The following is a 289-nucleotide window of genomic DNA, read 5'->3' as shown; positions in this document are numbered from 1 at the left end:
GCGCACGAAAAGGTTGATCGCCCACGCCGCCGTCGACGATGTCGGTGAGGCCGTAGGTGTGGTCGATGACCGGCTGGTATCGGCCGGACTCGGCGAGGCTGACCAGGTAGGCCAGGTCGTCGGCGGTGTACTTGACGTTCGGGGTGATGAGCTTGCCGCTCTTACGGCTCTGCCCGCGCGATCGCACGAGCGCCTTCAGATCGGCGGCCGGTTCGAGGCCTGCGTGCCGAACAGGATGCGAGGCTGCTTGCCCCCGCGCACCGGATGCGGGTGCTCCGCGGTGAGCTCC

1 pseudogene is annotated in these 289 nt (G+C 68.5%); it reads right to left on the bottom strand.

Going from position 1 to position 289, the window contains the following annotated elements:
* Nucleotides 1-187: pseudogene (locus ABFX56_RS15980) on the bottom strand (hypothetical protein); the annotation flags it as partial.
* Between the last annotated feature and the right edge of the window lie 102 nt (nt 188-289).

Source organism: Parafrigoribacterium mesophilum (genome assembly GCF_039652555.1).
GTDB classification, from domain to species: Bacteria; Actinomycetota; Actinomycetes; order Actinomycetales; family Microbacteriaceae; genus Parafrigoribacterium; species Parafrigoribacterium mesophilum.
Note: the sequence above shows the minus strand (reverse complement) of the source record. Positions and strands in the feature narration are given on the sequence as shown.